General features: G+C 46.1%; 21 protein-coding genes. 1 reads left to right on the top strand and 20 read right to left on the bottom strand.

What is annotated here, in order from left to right:
• Positions 1-4: 4 nt before the first annotated feature.
• The 17 genes from pnuC to GT575_RS15240 form a co-directional block, all read right to left on the bottom strand.
• On the bottom strand, positions 5-739 hold the full coding sequence (gene pnuC, locus GT575_RS13315; RefSeq protein WP_117874862.1) for a nicotinamide riboside transporter PnuC: 735 nt from the start codon (positions 737-739) through the stop codon (positions 5-7).
• 46 nt (positions 740-785) lie between these two features.
• Positions 786-1709: an NUDIX hydrolase gene (locus tag GT575_RS13310; protein ID WP_117874864.1), complete on the bottom strand. Its 924-nt coding sequence runs from the start codon at positions 1707-1709 to the stop codon at positions 786-788.
• A gap of 116 nt (positions 1710-1825) precedes the next feature.
• The gene (locus GT575_RS13305; protein WP_161172206.1) at positions 1826-2341 is read right to left on the bottom strand and encodes a cysteine hydrolase family protein; all 516 of its coding nucleotides are present in this window, start codon (positions 2339-2341) and stop codon (positions 1826-1828) included.
• A gap of 223 nt (positions 2342-2564) precedes the next feature.
• Positions 2565-3743 (bottom strand): sugar transporter, encoded by a 1179-nt coding sequence (locus tag GT575_RS13300; protein ID WP_055272485.1) that lies wholly within the window; start codon positions 3741-3743, stop codon positions 2565-2567.
• A gap of 200 nt (positions 3744-3943) precedes the next feature.
• Entirely contained in the window at positions 3944-4909 is a 966-nt protein-coding gene (locus GT575_RS13295; protein WP_055223625.1) for a carbohydrate kinase family protein, read from the bottom strand.
• 21 nt (positions 4910-4930) lie between these two features.
• Positions 4931-6409, bottom strand: a complete 1479-nt coding sequence (locus tag GT575_RS13290) for a glycoside hydrolase family 32 protein (RefSeq protein WP_008402272.1) — start codon at positions 6407-6409, stop codon at positions 4931-4933.
• A 21-nt stretch (positions 6410-6430) separates the two neighbouring features.
• Positions 6431-7450, bottom strand: a complete 1020-nt coding sequence (locus GT575_RS13285) for an ABC transporter permease (RefSeq protein WP_022215843.1) — start codon at positions 7448-7450, stop codon at positions 6431-6433.
• Between the two features lies 1 nt (position 7451).
• The gene (locus GT575_RS13280; protein WP_015534061.1) at positions 7452-8951 is read right to left on the bottom strand and encodes a sugar ABC transporter ATP-binding protein; all 1500 of its coding nucleotides are present in this window, start codon (positions 8949-8951) and stop codon (positions 7452-7454) included.
• Between the two features lie 173 nt (positions 8952-9124).
• On the bottom strand, positions 9125-10132 hold the full coding sequence (locus GT575_RS13275) for a sugar ABC transporter substrate-binding protein (RefSeq protein ID WP_416810465.1): 1008 nt from the start codon (positions 10130-10132) through the stop codon (positions 9125-9127).
• A gap of 516 nt (positions 10133-10648) precedes the next feature.
• Positions 10649-12646, bottom strand: a complete 1998-nt coding sequence (locus GT575_RS13270) for a LacI family DNA-binding transcriptional regulator (RefSeq protein ID WP_161172205.1) — start codon at positions 12644-12646, stop codon at positions 10649-10651.
• 33 nt (positions 12647-12679) lie between these two features.
• Entirely contained in the window at positions 12680-13660 is a 981-nt protein-coding gene (gene bsh, locus GT575_RS13265; protein ID WP_161172204.1) for a choloylglycine hydrolase, read from the bottom strand.
• A gap of 31 nt (positions 13661-13691) precedes the next feature.
• Complete coding sequence (locus GT575_RS13260) at positions 13692-14120, bottom strand: GNAT family N-acetyltransferase (protein WP_055272475.1); 429 nt, start codon at positions 14118-14120, stop codon at positions 13692-13694.
• A gap of 196 nt (positions 14121-14316) precedes the next feature.
• On the bottom strand, positions 14317-15336 hold the full coding sequence (locus GT575_RS13255; RefSeq protein WP_161172203.1) for a sensor histidine kinase: 1020 nt from the start codon (positions 15334-15336) through the stop codon (positions 14317-14319).
• Positions 15337-15360: 24 nt separating this feature from the next.
• A complete protein-coding gene (locus GT575_RS13250) occupies positions 15361-16029 on the bottom strand; it encodes a response regulator transcription factor (protein ID WP_004849887.1) in 669 nt (222 codons plus the stop codon).
• A gap of 15 nt (positions 16030-16044) precedes the next feature.
• Positions 16045-18126 (bottom strand): FtsX-like permease family protein, encoded by a 2082-nt coding sequence (locus tag GT575_RS13245; protein WP_004849884.1) that lies wholly within the window; start codon positions 18124-18126, stop codon positions 16045-16047.
• A complete protein-coding gene (locus tag GT575_RS13240) occupies positions 18116-18889 on the bottom strand; it encodes an ABC transporter ATP-binding protein (protein ID WP_004849881.1) in 774 nt (257 codons plus the stop codon). Before GT575_RS13240 ends, GT575_RS13245 begins: the two co-directional genes overlap by 11 nt.
• A gap of 331 nt (positions 18890-19220) precedes the next feature.
• The gene (locus GT575_RS15240; RefSeq protein WP_015534066.1) at positions 19221-19463 is read right to left on the bottom strand and encodes a solute carrier family 23 protein; all 243 of its coding nucleotides are present in this window, start codon (positions 19461-19463) and stop codon (positions 19221-19223) included.
• Between the two features lie 147 nt (positions 19464-19610).
• On the opposite strand from GT575_RS15240, the gene GT575_RS13230 reads away from it, so the two are divergent.
• Positions 19611-21350 carry an alpha-amylase family glycosyl hydrolase gene (locus tag GT575_RS13230; RefSeq protein ID WP_161172202.1) on the top strand — a complete coding sequence of 580 codons (1740 nt, stop codon included), beginning with the start codon at positions 19611-19613 and terminating at the stop codon, positions 21348-21350.
• 63 nt (positions 21351-21413) lie between these two features.
• On the opposite strand, the gene GT575_RS13225 is transcribed toward GT575_RS13230, so the two are convergent.
• From GT575_RS13225 to GT575_RS13215, 3 genes are all read right to left on the bottom strand, one after another.
• Complete coding sequence (locus tag GT575_RS13225; RefSeq protein ID WP_004849874.1) at positions 21414-22208, bottom strand: hypothetical protein; 795 nt, start codon at positions 22206-22208, stop codon at positions 21414-21416.
• Between the two features lie 35 nt (positions 22209-22243).
• Positions 22244-22825 carry a xanthine phosphoribosyltransferase gene (locus tag GT575_RS13220; RefSeq protein ID WP_004849872.1) on the bottom strand — a complete coding sequence of 194 codons (582 nt, stop codon included), beginning with the start codon at positions 22823-22825 and terminating at the stop codon, positions 22244-22246.
• A gap of 283 nt (positions 22826-23108) precedes the next feature.
• A complete protein-coding gene (locus tag GT575_RS13215) occupies positions 23109-25550 on the bottom strand; it encodes a LuxR C-terminal-related transcriptional regulator (RefSeq protein ID WP_161172201.1) in 2442 nt (813 codons plus the stop codon).
• Positions 25551-25650: the final 100 nt, after the last annotated feature.

Below are 25650 nucleotides of genomic sequence, written 5' to 3'. Positions count from 1 at the left end.
TCCCTTACTCTGTTGCCGTGCCGTCTTCGAAAACGTGTACTTCGTCCAGGCGATTTCTTCTGACCTCACGTTCCCATCTGACACACATAATAACGGCATTTCCAAGGTACACTATCCACATGAGCAGCGTTGCTATGTTGTCATTGCCACTCACAAAGTTTTGTGCCCACATATATATTGTAAACACATCTACCGCAATCCATATCCACCACTGCTCCGCGAACATTCTTACAGATACAACCATCGCCACAACCGATGAAACCGTTGTAAACGCATCCACAAATGGCATGGCATCCCCGAGTCTCTTTAACAGCAGCCCATACAGAAATGTGCCAAGTGCCACCGCCAGCACCATGAATATCCTTCCCACCGCCTTCATGTGTTTCTTTCTGACCTCATGCGTCTCATCATTCATATGCCTTGACCACACATAGAATCCAACAAACTGCATAGGCACATAATATAGCGCATTGAGCATCGTCTCTCCGTACAGTGCAGCCTTATACGATATAACCGCGTAAAGCACAGTATTCACAAGACCGAATATGTACGCTGACAACTTTCCTTTTCCCGTGCACACTACACAGACCACGCCTGTGGTGGACGATATGATCCCCATAACCGTATCATCCCAATATATGGACAGCCCCACGATGACTGCACATGCGATAAACAGCCAAGTGACCTCCAGCTTCTTCCAGCCCTCTATCTCATTTTTTATAAATTTCTTAATTGTCATCTATTCATTCCTCCCTTTTAAACATCAATCCACTACACTATAGTCTCTACTTCCTTGCATCATTCCTTCGTGTGAACAGTTTGGCAGGTCTGTATCTCTCACCGGACTGATATGCATCAGTCTCCTCAACATATTCCACAATCTTTCTTCTGAAGTTAGGTGTGGTAAGTTCCATGTCCCATATCTGTTCATATACATTCTGAAGCTCAGTGAGTGTAAATCTATCCGGCAGCAGGTCAAATGCCAGCTTCATATCTCTCCTGACATCCTCCCGCAGTCCTAGCACCGCCTCAGTTATGATCCTCGCATGGTCAAATGCCAGTCCTTCACATTCCTCTATGTCGTAGCTGTCCGAGCTTCGTCCGCATGAGCTCATATCTGTTTTTCGCAGCACTGCCGTAAGTTTTATACCAGAGTCTGCATTCTTGAGAACCAGCCTGTATCTTTTCCCGTTTTGGACTTTATATGAAGCTTCAACTTCATTTTTCGCAATTTCTTCGCCTGTGCCTGACACCTCTGTCAGTTCAACCGTAAACCATCTTGCATCCTGTGCATCATCTCCTGCCTTAAGGCTACAGGCTCCGGCGTTCATAAGTGCCATATAAGTTGATGATATGACCCAGCCTCTCGGGTCTCTGCCCGGCTCGCCATACACTCCGACAAGCTTTACATATGCATCTCCTATACCGGTCTCTTCGCAAAGCTCTCTTCTGGCCGAATCTATGACATCCTCACCTTTTCTGCAGAACCCACCGGGCATAGCCCAGCTTCCTTTATATGGGAATCCACCTCTTCTTATCAGTAGTATCTTGAGCTTCTTCTCCTGAAGTCTTCTTACATCCTCACACTCGTCATCCTTCATAACTGAAAATACAACCACATCCGCGGCAACAGATGGCCTGTCATATTTTGTCAGGTCATATCCGGCAAGGAATTCCTTCTCTTCGTCACTCATCTCATATGTCTTCATACGTATGCTTCATCCTCCTTTATATTTCCGCCTCTATCTGTATTTGCCTGCATTTATCTGCATCTATCAGATTCTATCTGCCGAAAAACCAGCAGCCTCATGCCAGCCGCTGTACCTCATCTGACTATCTCCACCTGACACATCGCCATGGTCGTCAGCGCAGCCTCATGGCTCTCCGGAGACACTCCGGCACAGCACTTCGCATCCACCTTGACATTTATCTCCGGGTACAGAGCCTTGATGATCAGAGCATTCGACACGACACATATATCCGTACAAAGACCTACCATCTCAACATCCTGAAGATCGAAGTCTCCCCATCCTGTATATCCAAAGCTGGTCTTGTTGATGTATATGGCTCCCGGGACTTCAAGACCAGCTGCGATCTCCCAGCCCTCAGTTTCCTCTATACAATGCGGAACCGGGAGATGACGACCCTCGTTTGTCTCCATGTAGTCCTCATAATGCGTATCCCTTGTGAAGATGATCTCATCCCCGCGGTCAGCATACTCCTTTATCTTCTTTTTCACATTCTCCACGATGGCTGCAGCCTCCTTTGTTCCGAGAGCCCCATCAATGAAATCATTCTGCATGTCAACCACTATAAGCGTCTTTTTCCTGTTATCGTCCATAATTCTTCTCCTCCTGCATCTGCATGCGTTCCAACTTATTATCTTTTTGATAATATCTCCCGGTTATTTGTATGATATTATCATTTTGATAATATGTCAACCCATTATTTGAAACTTACTAAAAAACGGCAGTCCTGACATGCCATGTTCCAAGCCGAACCCGCATGCCAGCACTGCCGCGCTATTATATTTCAATTACATTTAATTATATGCAAATACTCTGTCAGTTCACACTCTGTCTCAATTTTCTTAGAAGTACAAATGCAAAGAACAGCACCGATATAACCGCGAACACCGCACCTACAAAACCGATATATGATATCGCGCCCTTGTCGCACACAATTCCGCCGATCCAGCTTCCACCTCCGATACCGAGGTTGAAAAGTCCTGAATATATGGCAGTCGCCACTGCGGAGCTCTTCTCATCAACACTTCTGATGACCTCCGACTGCGTGGTCACATTGAACGCCATGGCTGTTATTCCCCAGAATGCACATAGGAGTACCATGGTCGCCAACGTCTTTGACGCCGGAAGCAGAAGCAGCAGCCACACAAGAAGAGTTGCCATGACTGTACCGATGAATGCAAATCTGTGCTTGTCATAAAGCTTTGAGAACAGATAGCTTCCGAGAAGTCCCATCGCTCCAAATATCAGGAGCACTACAGTGATGACATTGTTCTGGAGCTTTGCAACCTGCTGCATGAACGGCTCTATATAACTGTACACCGTGTAGTATCCAAGCACGAACAGTATCGTCTGAATATACAGGCAGATGAGCACCGGATTCTTCAGAAGAGCAGGGAGATCCTTCACATGGAACTGCTCTCCGCTTGCGATCTTAGGGAATACAAATGCCATGTACACCAGAACCGCAAATGCTATGATTCCAACGATGAGGAATGTAACTCTCCATCCCATATACTGTCCAACAAGTCTTCCAAGCGGAAGTCCGGCTATAGTAGCTATGGATGTTCCAGTCACGACCATGCTCAGTGCAAATGATCTGTGTTCTTCATTTACAAGTCTTATGGCAACCGGTGAAGCTATCGACCAGAATATCGCATGGGTACACGCAACGCCTATACGCGATGCCATGAGCACTCCGTATGTCGGCGCGATCACGGACATGATCTGGCATATTCCAAACAGTGCGATCGTTCCCATGAACAGCTTCCTGAAATCTATCTTCGACACAAGAAGTATGAGCGGCAGGGACAACAGCATGACTATCCACGAATACACTGTGATAAGCATTCCCGCCTTCGACTCCGATATGCTGAACGACTTTGCAATGTCTGTCAGCAAGCCAATTGGCATAAATTCCGATGTGTTGAATATGAACGCCGAGACGGTCATTCCCACAAGCGGAAGCATTTCTTTTCTCGTCAATCTACTCTTCATATTTATTCCTCTTCCTAATAATATGTGGTATATATGATTATTTTTTTTCACCAGCCACATATTATAGGAAATGGAATTATGAGTCAATGCACTTTTGAATGGTTATACTGTCCAAATGTTAGATTGTACAAAAAAGAAGGCCGGAAACTCTCCGGCCTTCAGGGTTAAGGGAAAATTTTATGTGAAAAATTGTAGTACACTTACTTTACTGCGAGTCTCTCAAATGTCTCGCTCTCTTCAGGAATCGATCTGAGTCCTCCGCGCTTCTCGACACACAGGCTCGCAACCGCATTTCCGTATCTTGCACACTCTGCAAGCTCATCTATACTGAACTCCTCCAGTCTCTTATCCGCTCTGACAAGCTGTGATACAAATGCTCCCCAGAATGAATCTCCAGCCCCCGTCGTATCTACCACATGGCTGACGAATCCGGGAACCTTCCGGCTTCCATCCCTGCTGCATATCAGCACACCCTCACTTCCCAGGGTGACCGCAACAAGTCTTACGCCGCTTCCCAGAAGATACTCTGCTGCCTCTTCCGGATCGGAAAATGGTGTGAGTAGCGCTGTTTCCTCGTCCGAAAGCTTCATTATATCTACAAATGGAAGAATACTCTTCATCCTCTCCATCGCATTTTCTCTGCTGTCCCACAGCGGTGCTCTGTAGTTCGGATCATACGATATCACCGCGCCGTATTTCTTTGCCTCCTTCACCGCCTGAAACGTGGTGGTTCTGGCCGGTTCATCCGTAAGAGACAGCGAACCTATATGGAACACCTTTGTGTCTCTTAACAGGTCGGCATCCACTTCCTTGTAACAGAGCATTGTGTCCGCTCCCGGCTTTCTGGCAAATGAGAATTCACGCTCTCCGTTCTCATCCAGAGTGACAAATGCCAAAGTGGTAAATACCGTATTGTCAACCACTATACCTCTGGTATCTATCCCTGCCTGCTTTGCCGTCTCAACAAGGAAATTGCCGTGCATGTCATCTCCAACCTTACCAATGAAGGCAGTTTTAAGCCCGGCTTTACCGACTGCCGTGAGCATGTTTACTGGAGCCCCTCCGGGATTCTGCTCGAAGAGCTTCATCCCGGAATCAGTGCTTCCGGCAGGTGTAAAGTCTATCAGGAACTCACCAAGAGCCACAACATCATATTTCTTTTCCATGTTGGATCCTCCTTGTGAATTTTACTTTCCTGTGATCTCTATGTCATAGAATTCTACTCTTGCATCCTGTGCCAGAAGTCCCGTCTCAAACTCAGGCTTCGCATATATTCTGTATGTAAACGCCACCTGTTCTCCGACAAATACCTCCACCATATCATGGTCAACGATGATCTTCACATCTATCTCGCTGCCCTCTGTTATGTCAAATGTCTTCTCGCACACTCTGACTCCATCAGGGCCCGGCTCCGTTGCAGGAGGCACAGCCTGACAGGACTGAACCCAGAACGGGTCAACTCCCATAGGAAGATTTACCAGTGACACTCTCTGCATGGCCACATCGAACTCAAGGAGAAGGCATCCGCTTGCTTCCTTGTCTGACTTGAGCAGTATACCGAAATGGTCATACACCTCTCTAGGCATGATCTTGCACTTCAGCATGTAGCTCTCCTCGTTGTGTCCAAGGAATCCGTATGTACATGTGCTTACTGAATCCATCTCAACCAGTCTGTCTCCGTGAAGCTCTGCATTTCCAAGTACAGGGATGTAATCCCATGCCACAGGCTTCTCAAATACATGCTCATATTCCTTTGGAAGCTTTACGTCAAGTCCTCCATCCGCTGTGGCAACTACCTCATGCGGCACGCAGAAGGTTCCGCCCCAGTACCATTCACCTCTGTCGCTTCTGTCTGCTCTGTCGTGAGCCCAACCGAAGTAGAAGCGTCTGCCGTCATCATCCTGCATGGACTTGGCTGCGTAGAATCTTCTTCCGCCTATGCCATCCTTCTTTGGCTTTCTCCATGGGCCAAATGGTGACTTTGCAACTCTGTATATTGTATTTACATATTCTGAGAATCTTGAGTATGAGAGATACCAATTGTCTCCCATCTTGTACATCTCAGGGCACTCAGGACAGTTGGTGTGTCCCGGTGAATATATCGGTCCGTAATATTCCCAGTTGACCAGATCCTTTGATCTGTAGAGAACTATACATCCTCTTCTGGTTATCGGCATATCCAACCTTCTCGCTGATATGAGGATCCAGTAACATTTGTCCTCCTCATTGTAGAATACATATGGATCTCTCCAGTCAAGCTTCTCGTAAAGCTCTATCATAGGTGTGATGACCGGATTGGCTGCATCCTTCACCCACGTGATTCCATCGTCGCTTGTAGCGTGGCATATGGTCTGCTGATACTCTGCGGTGAGGCAGTAGCCTGTATAGAATGCATGGTATTTGCCCTCGCCGTATATGACTGATCCAGTCCATACTCCTGATGCATCCGGCTCGTCGCCCTCGCCCGGATAGAGCGCTGTAGGAAGCTCCTCCCAGTGCACCAGATCATCTGATACACTGTGGCTCCATGTTGTTCTGAGTCTTGCCGGGTACACTGTTGTTCCCGGAGGGGAAGTCAGTGAGAATATATGATATTTGCCCTCGTGGTAGAAAGGTATTGCATCTCCCGTGGAATCCGCGAAGGACATCTTTCTAAAAATCTCCATATTATCAATCCTCTCTTTCTACTAGTTTGCTGCCAGTTTCTTCTTCTTGAGAAGCTCAAGCTTGCCCTTCTGTCCATCAAGGAGTACCGCACATGCGATGATAAGACCCTTGATGATGAGCTGCCAGTATGATGACACTCCGATAAGGTTAAGACCATTTGAGATGATTCCGATGACCATGGCACCAAATACGGTTCCACTGATCCTTCCTTTACCTCCTGTCATGGATGTTCCGCCAAGTACGCAGGCTGCGATGGCATCAAGTTCGTATCCGCTTCCTACTGAAGGCTGGCCTGAGTACATTCTTGAACAAAGTACAAGTCCTGCAAATGCTGAGAGAAGTCCAGATATTGTAAATACTACGATCTCTATCTTCTTGATAGGTACACCTGAGAGTCTTGCAGCCTCACGGTTACCACCTATCGCATATACATATGTTCCAAACTTTGTCTTGCTGAGGATGAAGCTGAACAGTATGATGAGCACTACCATGTACACTACAGGGAGTGGGATCACATTGAACAGGTATCCTGTTCCGATCTCGATGAAGATCTTGTTGGTGATACGTGTTGACTGTCCACCTGTGTAGACATAAGCTATACCACTTGCTATGTTCATCATGGCCATTGTGATGATGAATGCAGGCACCTTGAAGTTAGCAACTATAAAACCACTTATAAAGCCCGCTGCTGTACCAACCAGAAGTCCTGCTACTATGGCAACGCCGAGAGGGAGTCCCTGGTTAACTATGAATCCTACGGTCAGGGTTCCCGACATGGCTACTATCGATCCAACTGACAAGTCGATGTGTCCAAGTATAATTATCAGTGTCATTCCAAGTGCTATGTATGTGTTGATCGATATCTGTCTAAGCACTGATATGATGTTGTTGGTCGTGAGGAACTTGTCCGTGGCAAGTGCTACCGCCACACACATGATTATCAGAACCACTATGATTCCTATGTTGCCCTTGACTATGGATGTCAGGGGATTGTTCTTTAATATAGAAGTTGCTTTTGAATTCTTCTTTGTCTCGCCCATATTATTCGATACCTCCTGCAGCGTATTTCATTATCTCTTCCTGTGAGAGCTCGTCCTTTGACAGCTTCTTCACGAGTCTTCCGGCTCTGACCACACATACGTTGTCGCACATGTTGATGATCTCAGGAAGCTCACTGGATACCATGATTATCGCTATGCCTTCCTTTGCCAGTTCATTGATTACTGTGTATATCTCAAATTTTGCATTTACATCCACGCCTCTGGTCGGCTCATCCAGAATAAGTACATCCGGCTTGGTCGCAAGCCATTTGCCCAGAACCACTTTCTGCTGGTTTCCACCTGACAGGCTGCCCGCCTCAATCTCTGGCGATGCCGCCTTTATCCTAAGTCTCTGTGAATAATGGTCTATTACCTCGCCGCGCTTCTTCTCGCTTATTGCGATTCCATTCATATAGAATCTGAGGGATGAGAGTGTGAGGTTGAATGCCACGCTGTTGCCGAGTACCAGTCCCTGTTTCTTTCTGTCCTCCGGAACCAGTGCTATGCCTGCCTTGATAGCCTGCATTGGATTCTTGAAGTGAACCGGCTTTCCTCCGAGTATCACCTCTCCCGATGTAGGCCGTGTCGCGCCAAATACCGCCTCCATGATCTCACTTCGTCCGGCACCGACCAGACCTGAGAAGCCCAGGATCTCGCCCTTGTGTACCGAAAAACTTATATCTTCAAAGACACCTGTCTGGGAAAGATTCTTTACCTCCAGAGCAACCTCTGCCTTGTCCATGTCGCAGTAATCTCTTGCATAGAAGCTCTCCAGATCTCTTCCTACCATCATCGCAACCAGCTCATTCGGGCTTGTCTCTGATGTCTTTTTTGTTCCTACGTATGCACCATCCCTGATGACGGTAACTCTGTCAGATATCCTGAAGAGCTCCTCCATTCTATGGGAGATGTAGATTATACTTACCTGTTTCTTTCTGAGATTCTCAATGATCTCAAATAACTGCTCCACCTCTTCATTTGAAAGTGATGAGGTTGGCTCATCCATAACTATGATCTTACCGTTGAATGAGACCGCCTTGACGATCTCCACCATCTGCTGCTGTGCGATGGTCAGATTTTCTACTATAGTGTCTGCTTTTATATTCACACCGAGGGATGATATCATCTCCTCTGCTCTTCTGTTCATCTCTGCAAAGTCCAATGTCCCAAGCTTTGTCCTTATCTCTCTGCCGAGAAACAGGTTCTGTGCCACCGAAAGATATGGAACAAGTACGATCTCCTGATGTATTATTCCTATACCATTTTCTCTGGCAGCCGGAACTCCGTTGATCTTTACCTCCTTGCCATTTACCTTGATGATTCCGCTGTCGGGCTGGTAAATTCCTCCGAGGACCTTGATCAGTGTGGACTTTCCTGCACCATTCTCACCGAGCAGTGCATGCACCTCTCCCAGTTCAAGGGAAAAGTCGATGCCGCTTAAAGCATATATTCCAGAGAAGCTTTTCTTTATCCCTATCATTTCCAGAACTGTCTGTCCCATATTAAACCTCCAAGTTTCTATATCAGATCTTTTATTGTCTTGTTGTCATTTTCAGGATCACGGCCGGAGATCTCAGATCCCCGGTCTATCCCGTGTTATATGCATCTACATTGTGTCATATCTGCCAAGTCCGGGTTCAGCTCCTCACTATTATTTTCGGAGCCGGTCCGGCTTTACTGCCAGTCGTTAACTGTCTTCTCTGCCTCATCCTTGAGTACAAGGTGTGAATCAAGATATACCTTCTTCTCGTCAATGGTCGTATCTCCGCCTACATACTTCTGTGCTGCGTTGAATGCATACTCTGCAATCTGTACAGGAACCTGACATGCAACTGCTGTGAACTCACCGTCAATGAGTGCCTGCTTGCCATCTGGTGAAGCATCGATACTGTACACGCCGATCTTGCCAGTCTTATTTGCTGCCTTAACTGCTGCTGCAGCACCGAGTGCTGATGGATCATTGATGCAGAAGAATGCCTGAAGATCTGTGTTTGCTGTGATGATATCCTCTGCAAGACTCATTGATGCATCAAGTGCAGCCTCGCCATCCTGCTGTGCCACAATATTGAACTTGTCCTTGTTGTCACCGAGACCATCGAGGAAACCATTTACACGGTCTACACAGCTCTCATTTGATGGGAAGTCAAGGATCGCAATGTCTGCTCCATCCGGATAATCCTTAACCATCTGCTCACCTACAAGCTGTCCTGCCATGTATGCATTTGTTCCAACGAACTGTGTTACAAAGTTCTCTATGTCATCCTCGATAACTGCTGTATCTACATTGAAGATTGGGATTCCTGCATCTTTGATCTCTGCAAGACCAGATGTGATACCTGCTGAATCAACTGGGATGATGAACACTGCGTCGTATCCACTGTTTGCCACGTCTGATAACTGGCTGAGCTGTGTGTTCAGATCGTAGTCAGGATCAAGACATGTATATGATATTCCGTTCGCATCACAGAGTTCCTTGAGCTTTGCATCTATTGAACTCTGGAATGTGTTGTTAAGTGTGTTTGTACAGAATGCAAATGACAGGTCGGATGACTTCGTGCTCTCCTGCTTTGTACCTGATTCAGATGAACCGCCGTCCGATGCGCCTCCTGCTCCTGATCCACAACCTGCCAGTAAACTGAGTGACATGCACAGGCATGCTCCAACTGCTAATAACTTCTTAATCTTTCTCATAATTTTTACCTCCAATATCATGTATTTCGTTTTTGCTAACTCGTTGTCGAAAAACTGTTTACAACCGGTTTGATTTACGTAAATTTTAAACTGTTTTTCGTCCCTTGCATGTTTTGATGATATAACCTTTGTCGGTTATTGTCAATATCAAGTGTTTTATTTATTGTTTATTCGTCATTATGTACAAATAACACTCGATTGCATTATAGGGTTCGCAGGTCTTTTATTATTTTTTACGTAAATATTTTACGATATGTCATACTTGTGGGATTTGTAGTGTATGATTGACACCCGTTACTTGTCACCTTGTATCTTGTAATCTTGTCCTTTGTCTCCGGTACCACTTCCCCGGGAATTTTCTCTTTTGGGTGTGGTTACAGCAACTTGGACACAAAATTGTATCCTTGGGAACTTCTCAGGCGAAAAAGATACAATCTTCCAAGGTCTTGTGTATAAACGCAAAAAATCCGCCAGAAAGATACAATTTTCTCTCTGACGGATGTCATATCACCCAAGTCTGTCCGGCATGGACTCATGGAAGATTTCCTTCCATGCAAGCCTGAGCTGTTTTGGCTCGACCTGATACGGCTGAACTCCCACATACTTTGGAAGCTGTTCTTCACTTACCAGGGACTTGGCAACAACCGCCGCAGCCGCTCTTCCCTGCTCGTATGGTCTCTGCGTGCTGAGTCCCTTGACTATTCCTTCTTCCATGCACCGGGCTATACCATGGTCAAGATCAGTTGTGAACACCGCCACATCCTCCCTGCCAAGCTCCTTGAGCGCCTTTATAGCCAGAAGCGCCGGGCGATCCCAGCTCACATACATTGCATCAATTTCAGGATTGGCAGTTATCACATCCTTGGCTACCTGATATGCATTGGATATTTCTCCAAAGCTCCTGATCGTCACTATGTCAATATCCGGGTAACTGTCCTTGATTATTCTCTCAGCAGCATTATCCCTGACTCTTGTTCCATAGAATGCCGCGCCATGAATAATAAAACCTGCCTTTTTTTTCTTATTTTCCTTACAATATTCTCCCAACATTCTTCCCGTGTTCGTTCCATTCTCCGACTCATTTACTGATACACAGGACACATAGCTGTTCTTGGACATACCCTCCGGAACATTGCTTATGAACACCAGCTTTGACACCTTTGAAAGCTCCTGAAACTTTTCTCTGGTACGGCTATCATCCGCTGGAATAGCTATAACTGCATCCGGTTTCTGAAGTCTTATGCCATCAAGCTGTGCATTCTGCAGTTCCGAGTCAAAGTGCGCATCCATAACCGACACCACATCTATTCCAAACTGCTCAAGTTCCTCCCGAATTCCCTTCTCATGCAATTCTGCCCAAGACGTTCCGGTATAGTGGAAAGAGATCGCAACCCTGAAATGTCCTGCCTTTAGTCTGTGTTTCTCTTCTTTTGTCAGTACAACCGAATCCGGTGCTGCCGCTTTATCTCCAAATGGTCCATTGTCAAGCATTTTTGTGGATTTTCTAACTACAAGCTCTACATCTGCATAACAGTCATGCGATATGGCAACTCCCGTATTGATCTTCTCAAACAACATCCCAACAGCCTTGGCACTTAGTCCCTTCACATCTCTTCTCAGTATTGTAAGAGGTGGATAAGTAAGTTCAGACCAGCTCTCATCACCAAATCCAACCACAGATATCTCTCCCGGACAGTCGATTCCCATATCTCTCAGTGTCTTCATAAGATAAAGAGTTATTCTGTTGCCCCCCGCAAGTACAGCGGTCGGCCTGTATCTGCGCAGGGCTTTCTGAATAGCCAGCATGCAGTCATCCTCTCCTTTTTCCAACGTCACATCAACAATGTTTGCATCATTTGTATTTATATTGTATTTCTCCAGAGCATTCAGGAAACCTTTTGTTCTCTCATCCCTGGTGGTACTGTCCGTACTCTCTCTGAAAAACAAAACATTTTTGTGTCCACTCGCAAGCAGATAATCTGCGCCCTTAAATATAGCCTCACGGTCGCGAAACTCAACCGAGTCTATCCCTGATCCAAGTATATTTCTCTCCACGCAGACAAATGGAACACCCGACTGTATGAGTTTTGTGTAGTTAGATGCCACATCGCTCACCGGCGCATGTATGATACCGGCAACCTTCTTGTTGACCAGAAGTCCGGCAAGCACCTGCGCCTCCTCCTTGAGATCATTGTCTGTTATCGCCACAAGGAACTGATATCCCTGCACACTGACAAGCTGCTTCACATAAGCTACCATATCTCTGTATATAGTACTTTCAATGTTTGGAATGACTGCAACTATCGTGGACTCCCGTCCAACCAGCAGTTTTCTTTCCTTATCAGCTATCTTATTCTGGTATCCTGTCTCTACTATGATCTTCTCTATCTTATCCACAAGCTCAGGTCTTACATACCTCGTCCTATTTATAACATGTGATACCGTGGCTATTGACACCCCAGCCATCTCCGCTATTTCTTTTATTGTAACCTTGCTTTTACTCATACAGCATCCTTTCTCCCTTGTAAGCCACATACATCAGTTCTGCCAATTGATATTCTCCCCCTGGATAAGAGGGTATCTGGCAAGCTCTGTGCCGTCCAGATTCTCCTTGTTCATATCCACTGCATTTATCTGATGACCCTCATAGGTATTGTAGTAATATATACCCTTGTCTGTATTGCAGCATGAGGTGTATATCGTGATCTCGTATTTGTCAGGTGCGACCTCACAGCAGCCCCTCTGCTGATCCACAGAGCCAAGTATGTGAAAGAACTGGCTTACACTCTCAGCCTCAGAATCCGCAGGCAGACTGTTCTGCTTCACAAATGCCACCCTGGCAAATCTTGACGTGGACGACAGATCCCCAGGAAGTCCTATGGCCCCCATGCCACGGCTGTAAGTGACAAGTCCTACCTCCGGTGCAAATGTGTTCACCGGCTGCTTTGGTGACAGTCCCATATACTGATTGAGCAGGAACATCTGCTGCAGAAATGGCGGGTTGTTCGTGAGAACCCCAACAGGATTCTCATACACATGAAGTCCGTCAGCCATGCACTCCACTGTTATGGCGCCATTTCTGTCCGCGATGATCCAGTGGAGCTGCGCTGTAGGAAGCTGCTCGGAAAACGGTGTTCCTGTCAGGTTCATCCTGTCCAAAGCTACTCTTGCCTCTCCCACGCTGGCACAGCTTCCGAGTATCCACGGAATGAACTCGTATTGGGCAACATTGTCCTTGTCACCACTCTCATTCACTTCCTGATACACTGCATTCCCAACGAAATTCAAGCCTGCCATTCCAAGCCCCTTCTCATTTATAGCATCATAGTAGAGAGGATAGTCACCTGCCACATGGGCCATTCCTATCATGGCATAATGGCTGTCCTTCCTGCCCATATATCTGAATTCAAACGGGTAATTTCTCGGAGTCACGGTGATCTCATCGCCGTATGAGAATTCATAATCAAGTGTTCTTCCAAAATAGAAATCCTTTGTCTTATATGTCGCTGCTGTACACATATTTGTCTCCTTTCAAATCTCCACAGATAATTTATATCATCATCTCAAAGCCGTAGCAGCTCTTTTCAAAGCCATAGTGCTCGTAGAAGCCATGTGCCTCTGTCCTCGGAAGTCCGGAATCAAGGGTGATAGCCTTGCATCCACTCTGCTTTGCAAGCTCCTTTGCATGATCCAGGAGTGCCACACCATATCCCTTGCCACGGTCCTCCTCTCTTGTTATGAGACTTGACACATAGCATGTGAGCCCCGACATCCAGAATGTATTGAAATAGTCTCCATGGCACATACCTCTGCAAATGCCTTCATCCCATAATAAAAACGCAAAGCTGCGTTCGTCATCTATGACGTCCATATATACTTTGCGTATTTCTTCCCTGTCATATGTATTATATGTCCATAATTTTTCTATAAAATCAAATACAATATCAAAATCCTCTGCTGCCGCTTTTCTGATCTCCATAATTATATTCTCCTTTCCCACTGAGTTTCAGTCCACGTAAACTGACTTTGCACCATCAACTAAATTACAACCAATGCTTACATTATAAAATATCAAAGTGATTATTAACAGACCGCCACTCATAAATTTATTATAAAATATCCCGGTAAAAAGTGAGGAGGCAGATACGCACAACGCTGTATCTGCCTCCTCACTTTTATATCTTTGTCTCCACATCCGGGAATTCAAGTACTATCTCAAATCCATTCTGCCACTTTGAATTTGCCGTCACTGTGATGCCTAGGTCATGCGCCATCTCACTGACAAGATACAGTCCCATGCCCGTTGCATGCTTCCTGTTCTCACCCGAATCACCCGTGACACCCTTCTCGAATATGTATGGCATGTCACAGCTCTTTACACCTATGCCATTGTCACTCACGGACAGCAGCTTTTTGTCACCCGCCGTCCAGAAGTCAAATGATATCTCCGGCTGCTCATTTGTGTATTTCATGGAATTGCTCACAAGCTGACCGAGTATAAACTGCAATCCCCTGCGGTCACTGTACACCTCTCCATTCTCAAGACACTTTCTGACCCGTATGCCCTTCTCCTCAAGCAGGGATCTGTAGTCAGCTATCACCTCATCCACGCATTCTTCCACATCTATGCTCTCCATGAGATAATCCTTGGAATCGCCTTTCAGTCTGGCGTAGTAGAGCATCTGGTCCACATAGTTCTGCATCTGGCTGGTCACATTGTCCATCTTCATCACAACATTATGAGGCAGCTCATCTCTCCTGTTGTCCACCACAAATGTCAGCAGAGAGATGGGGGTCTTGATCTCATGTGCCCAGTTCTCCACATACTCCTGATAATCCCTGAGCTGTCTGCCACTCTGCATCACTGAATCTCTCAGATCGTGAAGCTCCTCCGACAGCACGCTCACATATTCCTGTTCAGAAGCCCCGCACAGGCTCCTCATTTCTATCTCGCTCTGTTCATCCGGGTCAGTGACAAATCTCCTGAACGCCTCAATCTTCTTCCTGTCCTTTATACACAGCACCGAGCACACCGCCGCGAACAGTATCACAGTGAACATGCCAACCAGCACCCTTATTCTGACAAATGCCTCTGGTGCCACAAGCCACATGAAGAAGCAGAACGCCACGTCCGTCAGAAGCAGCAGACCAAGCCAGACAATATTCTGTTTTATAACAAGTCCAAATCTTTTCATATTTTCTCCACTCTGACAAGTGGGTCAGGCACCTCCGTCCCCAGGGAATATTTTGTATCCAACGCCTCTTACAGCTATGATCTTTGCCTTCATATCCAGTCCCGCCATTTTCTTTTTGAGTCTTGTAAGATTCACCTGCAGGGCATTTTCATCTATATACTCCGATGTGCCCCACACTGCCTCACAAAGTTTCTCCTTAGACACGACATCTCCTCCGCTTGTCATAAGTGTCTCAAATATACGTCCCTGATTCTGTGGAAGCACCGCAGATCTCCCATCTATATACAGAGTGTATGTCTGAGTGTCCAGAAGAAACCCTTCTCCTTCGATCAGGTTCTGTCTGCCCTCGTACCTCTTGAGCACATTTGCCACCCGGGCCAGAAGCCGCTCACGGCGGCATGGCTTCGTGAGGAATTCATCAGCGCCCAGCTCCAGCGCATGGAGCTCGTCCTTTAGCTGGTCCCTCGATGTGAGAACCAGCACCGGGACAGAGCTCCGCCTCTTGATCTCCCGGCATATGTCAAAGCCGCTCCTGCCAGGAAGATTGATATCCAGCAGAAGAATATCCGGAGCCATGTCCAGTATCTGTTCTATTATGTTGTCAAATCCATCTGGCTTAACTGCCCTATATCCTGCCTTTGTCAGCATATCCAGAAGTTCATCGCACATGAGGACATCGTCCTCAACCACCATCACACACTTCACCGTTTACTCAACCCTTTCCGGTGTCATCATCGCCATGAGATATCTGTTGCTTGAGCGTTTCACCGCTGTCATATAGATATATTCTACCACACACAACAGGATTATCATAACCGCAGCTATGATAAGTATCTGTTTCACACTGCCTCGCATGGATTCTGACAGGATTCCCGTGAGCAGAGCACGCACACCGAATATACTGCTGACCGCCGCCACGGCAACCGGGATTCCGAAATACCAGCCCACCTGTCTGTTTGCTGAGCTGCAGAGCATTTCGTATGTCGCGCCAAGCTTCACAAGGGTTCTGTACCTTCTGCCGGACTTTCTCTGTCCCATCAGGAACTGAACACCGATTATGGTATTTGCGATTATGAGGAACACCACCGCCAAATAAAGCGTTATATATCCTGCAGCCACCGTGTAGAACATATTTCTTCCTATGTTCTGCAGATAACTCTCGCAATCAGCGTTTATACTCTCAAAATCTATGCCGTCAAGTTTCTCATTTTCGTCCATTATGGCTTTCATGAGGCCCTTATCGTCCACGATATCCTTTTTGAGAACGGCATTTACATATAACTCGTAATTGTCATTTGTCAGTCTGGCAAATGTATCATCGTCCACGATAAGTCCGAACGACAGGGTTATCGATGAATCTGTCACAATCTTCGTGGTCTGGACCTCTCCGGTCAGATGATACTCATCTCCTCTTACATCCACCTCCGGACGCTCTGCCAATACCTCATTCAGTAAACCTCCGCGGTAATCAGTAAAGAAATCCGTATAGAGTGCCAGTTCATTCTCTCCGAGCTCCAAAGGCTCCTTTCCCGCAGTCTCAAGCACCTTGTTGTACGCACTCTCCTGGATCAGGTAAGGGTATGTCATGTATGACATGTTATTTATAAGCACGTCCCTGTCCTCTGAAACCTTGAGTTTTTCAAGTGCGGATATGACATTCCCCACGTTCACAGCATCATCATGGGACTCATTTTCACCCATCTTTATATAACCAAGCTTCATATCGAATACGTCCGAGAAATCCTCCAACACGCCGGTTTCCTCCAGTTTCGCGCGGATATTCCTGCTGTCCGTCTCAGCGTCACCCCCATATGAGGCAAATGTATAATCGAGCACATGATCCATATTCTGTCTGGATATACATATGCCAACGCCCGCACCGCAGCAGCACAGAGCGCCGAGTATGAGTATCGAGCTTATTGCAAGCGTTCCAGATTTTGTTGCTACATTTTCGTGTATCTGCCTGAAACCGAACACAGCAAGTGGTTTTGAGCCATTTGCACGTCTGGCCAGTGCATCAACAAAGAGCCTGAGACCGAAAAACAGCAGGAACATGCCAACAAATCCCAGTGTTATGGTGACCGCCATATATTTTACGCTGATCCACGAATAGCCACCTATTCCCTGACAGTATGCAATGACCAGCGCAACAAGACCGAGGACTGCACTCACACCATACACAGGAGCCGGAAGCTGTTTCTTCTCTGTCTCCGGTGTATCTACAAGGAGATCGCCTATCTGCTTTCTTGCAAGCTTACCGCTCAGTATGAGAAATGCTGCAAGCTTTATCGCTACAAATCCAACAGTTGTCAGTATGACTGCCTGCAGTGAAAATGATACGTGATGACCTATAACGCCAAGACCTACCAGTCTGGCTGTGAGAAGGCTGACCACCTCAGACATCAGGATCGCTATAGGAAGTCCGATGAGCAGAGCCACTACGCTGCTGCCCAGATCCTCCGCAATCAGCAGGGCAAAAAGCTTTGATCTCCTCATCCCCATCATTATATACATTCCAAGTTCGTGCCTCCGTCGTTCGAGCTGGTATTTGCTTGCATAGTATATAAGAAAGAACAACATGACCAGTGAAAATACATAGAACACCGCCGCTATCTGAAGAAGACTGTTCACCGCATCGCTTTCAAGACTTCTCAGGAATATCATCACATCCTGATGGGACAGCGCCAATATGATATAAAATGCCACTATGGACACGACCAGCGAAGCGAAGAACAGACCATTCTCTTTCCTGCTTCTCCGGCTGTTCCTCATTGCGAGTTTAAAGAACATTTGCGCTGCCTCCTCCCATCTGCGCCATCAGCTTGAGTATCCTCTCATAAAACTCCTGCTGTGACTCTCTCTCCATATCTCTTCTGAGCTCATGGAATATCCTGCCATCCTGTATGAAGAGTATCCTCTTGCAGAAGCTGGCCGCATTTGAGTCGTGGGTCACCATAAGTATGGTAGTGTTGTCATCCCTGTTAAGTCCCAACAGTTTCTCCATGAGTGCCTTTGCATTTCTTGAGTCGAGTGCTCCGGTCGGCTCGTCCGCAAGAATGATCCCCGGATTAAGTATGAGTGCTCTGGCGGCCGCAACCCTCTGTCTCTGACCACCAGACATCTGCGATGGGAATTTGTCAAGCACGTTATCTATCTCCAGATATGATGAAAGCTTTTCCAGTCTGTTTCTGCTCTCATCCTCGGATACACCGTGTATTGACAACGGAACCATAATGTTCTCTCTGCCTGTTAGATTGTCCAGAAGTTCAAAATTCTGGAACAGATAACCTATCTCCCTGCCTCTGTACTGCGCAAGCTTCGCACCTTTAAGCGCCTGTATCTCTTTGCCCTGAAGCTCTATGGTTCCGCTGTCAGGCTTTATGACCGTTGCGATACAGTTCAGCAGTGTGGACTTTCCCGATCCACTGCTACCCATGATGCCAAGGAACTCCCCCGGCATGACCTGAAATGATATGCCGTCCAGAGCCTTAGTCTGGTTTGGCTTTTTGCCATAGTATTTCTTCAGTGATTCTATCTTTAATAAACTATCCATATTGTTCACCTTTCTTTATTTTTATTTGGGGGGATTTTTGCCGATTTTCTTATAATGGGGACGGAGGTACCTGACCCCTTTTGACCTATTTTTGAAAAAGCAAAAACAGCGCCGTTCTGAAATTATAATATCAGAACAACGCTGTTATTAACACTTACACCTTATGAAAGGTTTTTACTCTGCATCCTCAGTCTTTGGGGCCTCGTGGGCATCCATGTTCTTAGGAAGCACAAGATTCAGAATGATGGCAACTATGAATACAACAGCCACACAGTTCTCAGCAAATACCGTCTGCACGATCTTAGGGAAAAGTTACTGATATGATCGCGTTTCAGTTGAACTCCGGCTTAAATGGCATGATGTGAGGGAGCGCTATGACTGATGTTCCGCTGAGTGCGGAGAAATCCACCATACCCATGCACACTGCTACTATATATCCAACCACAAGTCCGAACAGAACTGAGAGCTGCTTCCAGTATGACTTTGCAAATATATGGACGAGCAGACAGCACGCCAGCGTCACTACTCCAATGGAGTCTTTTTCCTGCATCTGTGGCTCTGTCGTGCAATACATACATGACTTTTTGTCGCATTTTTCTAATTTTTTTAGTATAATATAAACGTTGTGGGCAGCTTCTGATAACACTTGCAGCTCACAGCGTATATCAAATAATATCGGGTGCTTTGTATTTGACAGCACCTAAAATATGGAGGGATAACTATGGCATGGTATGATGAGGCAGTTTTTTATCACATTTATCCACTGGGACTTACGGGAGCCCCTAAACAGAACGACTACGGTGAGCCTGTTCACCGCTTAAACACCCTGCTTCCATGGGTGGATCATATAAAGGAGATTGGCGGTTCAGCACTGTACATCGGACCACTCTTTGAGTCAGTCGGACACGGCTACGAGACTACAGATTACAAGAAGCTCGACTCCCGTCTCGGAACAAATGAGGACCTGACAGCATTTGTGGCTTACTGCCATGAACAGGGAATAAAGGTCATCTTCGACGGAGTGTTCAACCACACAGGCCGTGACTTCTTCGCATTCAAGGACATCCAGGCAAATAGAGAGAATTCACAGTACAAGGACTGGTACTGCAACGTGAATTTCTGGGGCAACAACGAGTACAACGACGGTTTCTCTTACGACAACTGGGGAGGCTACAACCTTCTCGTCAAGCTGAATCAGAAGAATCCTGCTGTCGTTGACTATATATGCGATGTGATCCGTTTCTGGGTGAGTGAGTTCGATGTGGACGGAATCAGACTTGACGCTGCGGACGTCCTTGATTTTGATTTCATGAAGGCACTGCGCCGCACAGCAAATGAAGTGAAGCCGGATTTCTGGCTCATGGGTGAGGTCATCCACGGCGACTACAGCCGCTGGGTAAACGGCGAGACTCTTCACAGTGTCACCAACTACACACTTCACAAGGCTCTGTACAGCGGCCACAATGACCACAACTATTTTGAAATCGCGCACACTGTAAGACGTCTCCAGAACATGGGAACATTAAAGCTCTACAACTTCGTAGACAACCATGATGTGGAGCGTATCTATACAAAACTTACCAATAAGGCTCATTTTGCACCTGTACATGTATTGCTCTACACTCTTCCGGGTGTGCCTAGCATATACTACGGTTCGGAATTTGGCATTGAGGGACGCAAGGAATATGGCTCGGACGACAGCTTAAGACCAGCTCTCAATATAGAAGATTACAAGGATTCAGTAAAAACTAATCCTTGTACAGCACTCATCGCCGCACTCGGCAAGGTACGTCAGGCCGTTCCTGCACTGTCATATGGCAGCTACGATGAGCTGATGCTCACCAACAGACAGTTCGCATACGCGAGGGATCTTGACGGAACACGTGTCATCGTGTCAGTGAACAACGACGATGCCCCAGCCGGAATGCACCTTGCAGCAGGGAACTGCACAGCATACATCGGCGCCCTGTCAGGCGAAAAGGTATCTGTACAGGATGGTCATATCAACATAACCCAGCCTGCAAACAGTGGTGAGATCTGGGTGCCTGATGGAACAGACCTGGATGTAAAGCCGGTTAAGGTTGTGACGAAGACTGAGAGCGAAGCTAAGACCAACACAGAAGATAAAGCAGCATCTGAAACATCTACCGATGCAAAAGGCAATCAGGAATCTGAACCAAAGATAGAATCCAAAGACACTGTGGCCGCTACAGAATCTGCAGATGCTAAGAAAAACACAACCGATACTGAGAAGAATACTGCTGCCGACACCCCGGTTGATCCAGAAACCATCACAGTTGACTGGAGCAAGTCTCCGGAATCCATGACAGTTCCTGAACTTCAGGCTGCTATCCTGGCAAAGCTTGCAGGCAACGGACCTGTTGATGCGCAGATGAAGAAGACTGTCACAGACAACATCTGGCATGACTCTCTTGTGAACTGGTTGAAGAGTTTTAGATAAAATTACGTAGAAACAGCCAGGTGCATATTCTCCAAATTGGAGAACATACACCTGGCTATTTTTTCACCTAAAAATCAACAAATTGCAGCCTGCGGCCATCAAACCTGATATAACCATCAAAAAAACTGCTGACCATATCGCCTGACTGCTGAATATACCACTGTTTTCCAGATAAAATTCGTACGGATTTTCTGGATTGATATAAAGATATACCACATCGCCTTTACTTATATTCAGTCCATATACATATGTCTGCTCATACACTTTATACTGCTTATCCCTGTATGTAAATTCAAATACTCCCGCCTCCGGATATCTTCTGCCGGCTCTCATATCCTGTCTCATATCTGCACGTACATCATGGCATACAGCTTTCACAGTAAATGAACATCTTCGCTCAAGCGCTTTTCTCTTACATATCACAGAGAGCAGTGTTATTGCACTGACCACAAAGAATGCACAGGCAAATATCTCTGCATAAAATGCTCCAACATTGCAATTTTCTCTCCCCAATATCCGTTCCGGGAGCAATACTATCTTATCCGCAAAAGAGCCATCTTTCACAGCACACGCCGCCCATATCAGCGCCGATGCAGCACCGGCAAACACAGATATGAACACTATACCGATGATGCTCCCCCGCTTTCGCTTCTTAATCATCGGAATAAGAGTCTTTAGAATTATGACAAGAACTATCCCGGCAAAAAACTGCCCCACAACAAGCATAACAGCATCCGTTCCGATCTCACTTGCAACAAATCCGGCTATAATACTGGCAACAAACCATATGCCAAATATTACGCCTCCAATTTTCTCAGGCATAGAAACATTTTTTTCTTCTAAATTGTTATTTCCCATATACCCCACCTCTCAGCAAATATCCCGCAGCGATCCTACTGCTCCCTGAACTTTATCTCGCCCGTAGCAGCGTCCATGCTGTCCACTATCGCAAGCGACTCAAGATGATATCCTAGATTCCTGATGACCTGACCACCTGTCTGGAAGCCTTTCTCAACTGCTATTCCGATTCCTTCAACGCTGGCACCTGCCGACTTCACTATGGAGATGAGCCCCTGAAGCGCACATCCATTTGCAAGGAAATCATCTATGATAAGAATCTTGTCCTCAGGATTGATGAACTTCTTGGACACGATGACCTGATTCTTGCACTTGTGTGTAAATGACTCTACCTCTGCCACATACACATCGCCCTCTATGTTGATGCTCTTTGACTTCTTCGCAAATACAACAGGCACATCAAAATGTCTGGCAACAACGCAGGCAATGCCTATTCCGGATGCCTCTATAGTAAGGATCTTGTTGATCTCTGTTCCCTCAAATCTCTTCTTGAACTCCTCACCGATCTGATCAAACAGACGTATATCCATCTGGTGGTTCAGGAAACTATCCACCTTGAGAACATTGCCCTCCTTTACTATTCCATCCTTAGTTATTCTCTCTTCCAAAAAATTCACGTCGTAATTCCTCCTTGAATACCTGTCAAATACGAATCCGTCCGTACTCGCTCATTCTCTAAGTTCCAAACGCCATCTTCACCAACACTTTTATGCCATACGGAAATTATCCTCATCTCAATCTGACGTTACTGATTCGTATGTAATCATAATTATAGACATAATACAACAACAGTCTAAGTTTTTCCACCCTAATTATGTACATTCATAGCATACATTCATATGCAACTTTTACATACGGTGTATTCAAGTAAACCACCACCGAACGCAAATCTCACAATCACTAGATAAGTCCCCTGTTAGATGCCTCCCTGACCGCCCCGGCCTTATCAGTCACCCCGAGTTTTCTGTACACCTGGTTCAGATGATACTTTACATTCGCCTCCGACATGTTGAGTCTGTCCGCTATCTTCTGCCTAGACAAGCCCTCTGCCTGCAATTTAAGTATGGCTGTAGCAGTCTCACTGAGCTGAACATCATCCACTCCCGCTTTCATATATCCGGGGTAGTATCTCGTCATACTCTCAGTCTCCTTCTGCAGTTGTCTGAAATATGCCCTTCTTGCGGCTATCTCCTTATCGTCAGCACCATCTTTCTCGACTTTCCATCCACAGGTATTTATAAGAGTATTCACCGCCGCACCTTCTCTGGATATAATCCTTGTGAAGCTATATTCCATCGCAGTATCAATAGCATTGCACATCGCCTTTTTCCAGTCATCATTTTTTAATCGCTGCAAAGCTACAGCCATCAGCACACCACATTCTATCCCTATATACGTACGGGACATCATCTCAGCATAATATCTCAGCTTTGTCAGCAGCGAATATGCCTGTTCATTCCGTCCGCTTTGAAGGTATACTCTCACTTTGGTTAGATAGATAAACCTGTCATATATCCTGAATTCAACATTTTCATCCGGAGCATTTTCCATCCAACCTGTAACACAGGCTCTATCTCCTCTGTACAGGCTGCATCTGGTCTCAAATGCATATATATTGGGAAGGAGATTTTGTCCTTCCTCTTTTTCAGCCTTTCCCTCTATTCCATTCAAAACCTCAAGAGCCTCCTGTGGCTTTCCGTTCTGCAAATGCAGCCACGCCAATATACCATCAGCAACAAAGCACTGCTCGATTTTTCCTCCTGCTTCCGCCTGCATTCTGCCCTTTGCCGCAAGCGTTGCCACCTCGTAATTATCTCCGCTCTTTTCAAGAAAACTCTCCGCCAAAGCAAGATTTACAAGACCTTTTCCGTATTTTCCAAGCACAAACTCAACTATCCTGCCAACCTTCGAGGCCAGCTCTCTGTCTCTCTTGCTCCACTCACAGAAATCTTTTCCACCGTTCATCATTGAAGGCAGATTGGATGTAACCGACCATTCCTGTATTCTTACCTCCTTATTAAAGACCATTGTGTATGCTGACTTCAAAAGCTTTAATACATCAACACTCCCCCTGTGCGGCAGACCAATATCCAGATACAGCAAAAGTCCCTTTGCATTTTTCCTGGCACTTCCCTGGTTTTCATCTGCATATAATTTTAGTCTGTCGTACCATCTTTCACTCTCATCAGGATTTAGAAGGAGTGACTGCAGCATGCTCATACCACACATAAGCTCAGGACTTTTCTCGATGACATGATCCGGAAGCTCCAGATAATATTTTTTCAGATCATAGTAATAACCACTGTTCGCCGCATGTCTGGCATTATCGACAAGTATTGAAACTATTCGCTCTGTAACTCCTGCATTTTCATACATCTCCAAAGCTTTCCTTATATCTCCGTTAAGTCTGTAAAACAGTCCGGCATTCTCATACAGGCCTCTTATACGCTCTTTCTCGTACTTCCGCTTAAGACGTCTGCGCATAGAGACCCTCATGTGAAACTGCAGTTGATATTGTGTATTGCCATCCTTATCCATCCGGCTGGTCATAAAGTTTCCAAGCCACTTTGCCCTCTCGATCAAAAGCTCACTGTCACTTCTTCCGGTTATCATCTCAGCCTGTTTTGTTGTAAACTCATCCACCACGGATATTTCCATGAGAAATTCCTGCATTTCCACATCCCAGTTATCATACACATGATACTCAAGGTAATTACACATCTCATCCTCAACGCGTCTCGAAAAATCATTATACATATCATCTGTTATCTCGCTTGTATATGCCATTTCCATGTATTTGATGTGGCACATCTCCACAGCCAGCGGAAGTCCTGTAGTCTCATAGTACATTCTCTGCACTTGTGCCTCATTGATACTAAATCCAGCGTATTCAGCATACTTCTTTATATCCTCCAGACTGAACATAAGCAGCTTGCTGTCCACCACATAAAATCCTTCTTGAAATCTTACAGCAGAAAGCCATGGGGGAACCGGACACCGGCCAACGAGTATAACCCATACGTCTTCTCTTCTAATGAGTTCTATGATCTGCTCCCTCACTGTGTCCACATCCCCCCATGAGAGCTCGTGCAGATTATCTATGACAATTATTTTTCTTGCGTTGCTGCTTTCTACCACAAGGTCATCCGGTCTGATACCGCCGGCATCCACCACCATGTACTTACGTGTTCCAAGATATCTGCTGACAAGAGTCGTCTTTCCCGAACCACTGACCCCGAATATATATGCAGTTACATTCCCTTCATCCGCTGTCTTCAGAAGCCTCCAGGCTTTTTTCGGTTTTATAAAACAGCCTTTATTACCCGAAGCCGTATTCCCCATATGTACAAATCTCCTTTTCTCACTTTTTAATCCCGGTATAGATAATCAACACCCTGTATATATCAGCAAAGGTGCCTGCATCCAGCCCCAACGGGCCGGA

This window comes from Coprococcus sp. BIOML-A2, assembly GCF_009875795.1.
Classification (GTDB): domain Bacteria; phylum Bacillota; class Clostridia; order Lachnospirales; family Lachnospiraceae; genus Coprococcus; species Coprococcus aceti.
The sequence above is the reverse complement of the archived record's forward strand: the minus strand, read 5'-3'. Positions and strand labels throughout refer to the sequence as shown.